General features: G+C 72.7%; 8 protein-coding genes. 4 read left to right on the forward strand and 4 right to left on the reverse strand.

Annotated elements, in window-relative coordinates; genetic code table 11:
• Window positions 1–417: D-aminoacyl-tRNA deacylase (gene dtd / locus ACFU99_RS29290; RefSeq protein WP_384397724.1), on the reverse strand; the 417-nt coding region annotated here is incomplete at its 3' end.
• Window positions 418–671: 254 nt separating this feature from the next.
• On the opposite strand from dtd, the gene ACFU99_RS29295 reads away from it, so the two are divergent.
• The 3 genes from ACFU99_RS29295 (at window position 672) to ACFU99_RS29305 (ending at window position 3,619) form a co-directional block, all read left to right on the forward strand.
• Window positions 672–1,217 carry an ABC transporter substrate-binding protein gene (locus tag ACFU99_RS29295; protein ID WP_384397738.1) on the forward strand — a complete coding sequence of 182 codons (546 nt, stop codon included), beginning with the start codon at window positions 672–674 and terminating at the stop codon, window positions 1,215–1,217.
• A gap of 63 nt (window positions 1,218–1,280) precedes the next feature.
• On the forward strand, window positions 1,281–2,267 hold the full coding sequence (locus ACFU99_RS29300) for an asparaginase (protein WP_384397726.1): 987 nt from the start codon (window positions 1,281–1,283) through the stop codon (window positions 2,265–2,267).
• Between the two features lie 65 nt (window positions 2,268–2,332).
• Complete coding sequence (locus tag ACFU99_RS29305) at window positions 2,333–3,619, forward strand: GNAT family N-acetyltransferase (RefSeq protein WP_384397728.1); 1,287 nt, start codon at window positions 2,333–2,335, stop codon at window positions 3,617–3,619.
• A gap of 106 nt (window positions 3,620–3,725) precedes the next feature.
• Here the strand turns inward: ACFU99_RS29305 and ACFU99_RS29310 are convergent, their stop codons facing one another.
• Together ACFU99_RS29310 and soxR are read right to left on the reverse strand one after the other, a co-directional pair.
• Window positions 3,726–4,121 (reverse strand): phage holin family protein, encoded by a 396-nt coding sequence (locus ACFU99_RS29310; RefSeq protein WP_384397730.1) that lies wholly within the window; start codon window positions 4,119–4,121, stop codon window positions 3,726–3,728.
• A 119-nt stretch (window positions 4,122–4,240) separates the two neighbouring features.
• Window positions 4,241–4,696, reverse strand: a complete 456-nt coding sequence (soxR, locus tag ACFU99_RS29315) for a redox-sensitive transcriptional activator SoxR (protein ID WP_384397732.1) — start codon at window positions 4,694–4,696, stop codon at window positions 4,241–4,243.
• Window positions 4,697–4,792: 96 nt separating this feature from the next.
• Between soxR and ACFU99_RS29320 the strand changes: the two genes are divergently transcribed.
• The gene (locus ACFU99_RS29320) at window positions 4,793–5,419 is read left to right on the forward strand and encodes an NADPH-dependent FMN reductase (protein ID WP_384397734.1); all 627 of its coding nucleotides are present in this window, start codon (window positions 4,793–4,795) and stop codon (window positions 5,417–5,419) included.
• 195 nt (window positions 5,420–5,614) lie between these two features.
• On the opposite strand, the gene ACFU99_RS29325 is transcribed toward ACFU99_RS29320, so the two are convergent.
• Window positions 5,615–6,214: B3/4 domain-containing protein (locus ACFU99_RS29325; protein WP_384397736.1), on the reverse strand; the 600-nt coding region annotated here is incomplete at its 5' end.

Below are 6,214 nucleotides of genomic sequence, written 5' to 3' on the forward strand. Positions count from 1 at the left end.
GATCAGCACCGTGAACGGGCCGTTGTTCGTGAGCGAGACCTTCATGGCCGCTCCGAAGCGGCCCGTCTCCACGTGCGCGCCCAGCTCCCGCAGCCGCGCCACGACCTCGTCGACGAGCGGCTCGGCGACCTCGCCGGGCGCCGCGGCGTTCCAGGTGGGCCGGCGCCCCTTCCGGGCGTCACCGAGGAGGGTGAACTGGGAGATCACCAGCAGCGGCGCCCCGACGTCCGAGCAGGACTTCTCGTCCTCCAGGACCCGTACGGACCACAGCTTGCGGGCCAGTTGAGCGGCCTTCTCCGCCGTGTCGTCATGGCCGACCCCGACCAGTACGCACAGCCCCTGGCCCACGATCTCGCCGACCGTCTCGCCGTCCACGGCGACGCTCGCCCCGTCCACCCTCTGCACCACAGCACGCATACGGACCATGATGCCCTGGGCCCGGTGTACGGCCGTCCGGGGCCGTTCGGGTGCAGACGCCCTGCGACGGAGGCGCCCAGAGTGGCACGATGCGTGCAGGCGGTGCGTTATGTGGGCAACGTGACCTGGTCGCGCACCGCCCGAGGGGACGGAAACGCATGATCACACCCGGCGCCGGGCAGACACCCGGCCCCGTATCCACTGCCCGCTCCACCACCGACCGCGCCAGCGCGGCTCGCACCGAGGACGGCCCCATGCTCCAGAGCGAAGCATTGCAGCCCAGACCCCCGATCCAGCGCTCCGGAAGACTGGCCGACATGCCGGTGCGGGAACTGGCCGAGCTGCGCCTCGCCGAGCTCCGCACGCTGCGCCGCGACGCACAGCAGGACGAGGCCGACCTCAGCTACGTACGGCGGCTGCTCCAGGGCCGCATCGACATCCTGCGGGCCGAGCTGGCGCGGCGCGCGGCGCCCCGTTCGCCGGTGGTCGACCGGCTCTCGGAGATCCTCGCGGACGTACCGTCCACGCACCGCTCCTCCGCCCGGCATGTGACGCTCGGCATGCCGCACAGCGAGGAGTTCCGGCGCCTCGCCGAGGACATGCTCTCCGAGGTCGAGCTGTCCGACCTGGAGGCCCGTACGGACCAGGAGCTGCACGCGGCGATGGGCCGGCTGGTCCGCTACGAGCAGCAGGTGTCGCGCCGCCGCCAGCAGCTCCAGCACACGGCGGACGATTGCGGCGCGGAGATCGCCCGCAGGTACCGTGAGGGAGAAGCACAAGTAGACGATCTGCTCTCCTGACGTCCGCGGGGCCGCGGGTTCCACCGGACCGCCGGGGAGTGCGCACCCCCCGGAAGGCCCCCGATGTCCTCTTCCAGCCCCGCGACCGCCGGCTCCGCCGCCGACGCCGCCATATCCCCGGTCCTCGCCGAGGTCGTACGCTCCGGTTTCGTCGAGGGCCGTCATCGCGGTTCGCTGGTGGTGCTGGCCGCCGACGGGAGCGTGGAGCTGGCGCTGGGAGCGGCGTCCGCGCCGGTCTTCCCGCGCTCCAGCAACAAGCCGATGCAGGCCGCTGCGGTGTTGCGGGCCGGGCTGGAGCTGTCCGGCGAGCGGCTGGCGCTGGCGGCCGCGAGCCATTCCGGCGAATCGTTTCACCTCGATCTTGTGCGCAAGATGCTCGCCGAGTACGAGCTCGGTGAGGAAGACCTCCAGACCCCGCCCGACCTGCCGCTGGACCCCGTCGAGGCACAGGCGTACCTGGCGGCGGGCCACACCCCCGACCGGGTCGCCATGAACTGCTCCGGCAAGCACACCGCCATGCTCGCCGCGTGCGCCGCGAACGGCTGGCCGCAGGACTCCTACCTCGCCCCGGACCACCCCCTCCAGCGGCTCGTCCTCCAGGTCGTCGAGGAGGCGAGCGGCGAGCGCGTCGCGCACGTGGGCACGGACGGCTGCGGGGCGCCGCTGATGTCCCTGACCCTGACCGGCCTGGCCCGCGCCTTCCGTACGTTCGTCCTGGCCGAGCCGGGCAGCGCGGAGCGACGGGTCGCGGACGCGATGCGCGCCCACCCCGAGTACGTGGCCGGCACCCGCCGCCCCGACACCTGGCTGATGAGCGAGGTGCCGGGCACGCTGTCGAAGATGGGCGCGGAGGCCGTGCAGGCCGTGGCGCTGCCGGACGGCCGGGCGCTCGCCTTCAAGATCGACGACGGGTCCGGACGGGCGCTCGGCCCGGTACTGGCGCGGGCGCTCGCCCTCCTCGGCGTGGACTCCCCCGTCGTCGCCCGCATCGGCGACGCGCCGCTGCTCGGGGGCGGGGAACGGGTGGGCGAGGTCCGCGCGACGTTCTGAGGCGGCTGCGCCCCGCCGGGAAAATTCACGTGCGGGCCGGGGAGGGGCGCACCTAGCGTGTGCCCATGAATCCAGAGGCCGAGGTCCAGGTCCAGGTCCGTACGATCACCGCGTCCGACGTCCCGAATTGGAGCCGGGCGATGCACGTCGGCTTCCTGCGCCGCCCCTCGGTCTCCAAGGAGGAGGCCGAGGTCCGGCTGGCGGGCATGGACCTCGCGCGTACGCAGGGCGCGTTCGAGGCGGACTCGGCGGACGTGAACGGGGGCCGCTGCGTGGCCACCTTCCGCAGCTTCGCGCAGCAGCTCACGGTGGTCGGCGGCGCGACGGTGCCGGCCGACGCGATCAGCAACGTGGCGGTGTCGCCGACGCACCGCCGCCGCGGACTGCTCAGCCGCATGATGGACGCCGATCTGCGGCTGGCGAAGGAGCGCGGCGACGCCGTGGCGACGCTGATCTCCGCCGAGTACCCGATCTACGGCCGATACGGCTTCGGCCCGGCCACCTGGATCACCGAGTGGGAGATCGACATCGCGCGCACCGCCCTGGACCGGCGGTACGCGGGCCCCGCCGACGGCGGCCGGGTCGACTTCGCGACCCCCGAGGCCGTACGGGAACTCGGCCCCGCGTTCCACGAACGGCTCCGCGCGACGCGCCCCGGCCACATAGACCGCACCGAACGCTGGTGGCGGCTGGAGACCGGCGCGCTGCGCCCCACCTCCTCGGACGAGCCGTGGCAGGAACCGTTCTACGCCTTCTACCGGGCTCCGGACGGAACGGTCGACGGCCTGCTCTCGTACGAGGTCGAGGAGCGCTGGGACGGCAAGCTGCCGGACAACACCGCGGTCGTCCGCGACCTGCTCGCCGCCACGCCCGAGGCCGAGCGCGCCCTGTGGCACTTCCTCCTGACCATCGACTGGATAACCAAGGTCCGCAGCGGCCACCGCGCCCCCGACGACCTGCTCCCCCTCCTGCTCGGCGACCCCCGCGCGGCCCGCGTCATCACGCACGCCGACTACCTGTGGCTCCGGCCGCTGGACGTGCCGCGGCTCCTGGAAGCCCGTACGTACGCGGCGACGGCCGCCCTGGTCCTGGACGTCCAGGACCCCGCGGGCCTGGCCTCCGGCCGCTACCTCCTGGACGCGACTCCGGACGGCGCGACCTGCACCCTGACGACGCGCGCGCCCGATCTGACGCTGGACGTAGCCGAGTTGGGCACGCTGTACCTGGGCGACGAGTCGGCGGTGCGACTGGCGGCGCTGGGCCGGGTGCGGGAGGAGCACGAGGGGGCGGCGGCGACGGCGGACGCACTGCTGCGGACGTCACGCAGGCCGTGGTGCCCGGACGTTTTCTGAGCATCTGCCGGTGAGCATCCGCCGGTCACCGGCAATGGTTTCGCCGCGCTCGGCGGAGTGGAGCGTTCGCCCGCTCAGCGCTTGCCGGGAGGAGGGCTGCACCCGACTACGCGTCACGTTCCTGCCCCGCCTTCCGCATCGGGATCGCGAGGCAGGCCAAGGTTGCGAGCCGGACCACGACACCGCCCCACAGGGCGCTTCCAAGGCCGTCGACGTGAAGACCCATGCCCAACTGGGTGCCCAGCCAGGAGGCGAGCAGCCAGATCAGGCTGTCCTGGACAATCCCTACGAGGCCGAGGACGAGCAGCGTGATGGGCGGCGCGCTCCTGATCTCGCTCGGATACGAGTGGATCAGCTTGTTGACGATCGAGAAAACCACTAGGCCAAGGATCGGCGACGGGAACGGCCGGTCCCCCAGGGTGACGCCGGTCGGTAAGCACGCGGCGAGGGCCACCCCCAGGAGGGTGCCAAAGGTTATGCGCTTCTGTCTGCCTTCATCCATGATCGTAATCATTGCACCGGGAGCGCGGGGCGAGCCCGCGTGATGCTGGTCATTGCGGCCGGCGCTCAGGATTCCGTGGCGGCACCGGCCGACCGGTGCTCCAGCGCCGACGCGCGGCCCTACGAACCGATGAGCTTGCGCGGCCCCGGGCCCTCCGCCTGGAGCTGGTCGCCCGGGTTGGTGAGGATGCAGCGGTCGATGGTCAGGCAGCCGCAGCCGATGCAGTCGGTCAGATGGTCGCGGAGCTTGGTCATCTGGTCGATGCGCTCGGTCAGGTCCTGCCGCCAGCCTTCGGAGACCCGCGCCCAGTCCTCGCGGGTGGGCGTGCGGTTCTCGGGGAGCATCGCGAGGGCGCAGCGGATGGCGGCGAGCGGGATGCCGAGCCGCTGGGAGACCCGGATGAAGGCGACGCGGCGGAGCGTGTCGCGGGTGTAGCGGCGCTGATTGCCGCTGGTGCGGCGGCTGTTGATGAGTTCCTGGCGCTCGTAGAAGCGGAGCGCGGAGGCGGGGACGCCGCTGCGCTCGGAGAGTTCGCCGACGGTCAGTTCTTTGGCCTGCCAGGGGACTTGGGTCATGGCGACCAGACTAGCTTGACTTAAACCATTGTTTAAGTTGGAGGCTCTTTCCCACGGCACACAAGCCGTTCCGAACGCTTTGGGGAAGGACTCGCCATGACCACTCCGCCCACCACTCCGCCCACCACCACGCCGACCGCGTCCGAGCGCCCGTACCGCCTGGCCGTGATCATCGGCTCGACGCGGGAAGGGCGCTTCGGCCCCACCGTCGCCAACTGGTTCATCGCCCAGGCCGCGCGCCGCGACGACGTCGACACGCACGTCATCGACCTGGCCGAGACCCCGCTCCCGCTGAACCTCAGCGGGCAGCCCGACGCCGGGACCGCCGCCGCCCTGGCCGCCGTCACCCCGCACCTGGCCGCCGCCGACGCTTTCGTGGTCGTGACCCCCGAGTACAACCACAGCTACCCCGCCTCCCTCAAGAACCTCCTCGACTGGCACCGCGAGGAATGGCAGGCCAAGCCCGTCGGCTTCGTCTCCTACGGCGGCCTCTCCGGCGGCCTGCGCGCCGTGGAACACCTGCGCCCGGTCTTCTCCGAACTCCACACGGTCACGGTCCGCGACACGGTCAGCTTCCACATGCCATGGGGTCAGTTCGACGAAGACGGCACCCACAAGGACGGCGCGGCGGCCTCCGCCGCCGCCAAGACCATGCTCGACCAACTCGGCTGGTGGGCACGGGCCCTGCTCGCGGCGCGGGAGGTACGGCCGTACGGGAGCTGAGACCGATGCACCCCTGTGGGAGCTGCGGGAGCTGGGGGCGGTATGTCGCCTGCGGGCCGTGGAGGGGGTGGCTGCGGGTGACCAGCACGCCCGGCGGCGGGCCGTATGCCCGTACGGACCGAGGTCCGTGCCCCGCACCGGCCGACTTCCGCCCGGCAGCGGCGCTCGTGCCGTACGTCCCGCTCGGCGCGGCGGCTACTCGCCCCCGGTCGCCGCGACGAGGCGAGTGGCGAGGCGTACGCCGGGGCTGGATTCGGTCAGGGCCTCGCTGAGCGCGTCGCCCGCGGCGGTCAGGGCCGTGTCGTCCATGGGGCCGAGCGCGTCGAGGAGGAAGAAGGCGCGGGTGGTGTCGTGGGTGAGGCGGGTACGGACGCACTGCCGCCAGTTCCAGCGGCGGCAGGTGACGCCGGCGTCGTCGCGCCACACGACCTCCCCGGCGGCGGGGTGCTCGACGACGCTCTCGCCCCCGGCGGCCGTCACGAACTCCTCGGTGCCGTCGGCCCGTACGAGCCGGGCCGCGCCCTCGTAGTGGTCGAGGTCCTCGCCGCCCAGCGGCACGACGTGCGCGACCGACACCGCGTTGTAGATGTCGGTGAGCCGGTCCACACGCGGCAGCCCGTCGGCGGCCCGGCGCAGCAGCGCCTCCGCGCTGGGCCGGGTCCGCTGCGGCTTCGCGCCGAAGGCGCGGAACGCCTCGCGCCAGGCCGCGAGGTGCGGGTGCTCCTCGACCGGCCGCCCGTCGGCGAGCCACTTGCGCGCGGACTCCTCGGCCGCCGCGAGCATCCGCTCCCCGAC

The organism is Streptomyces sp. NPDC057654 (assembly GCF_042800135.1).
Lineage (GTDB): Bacteria > Actinomycetota > Actinomycetes > Streptomycetales > Streptomycetaceae > Streptomyces.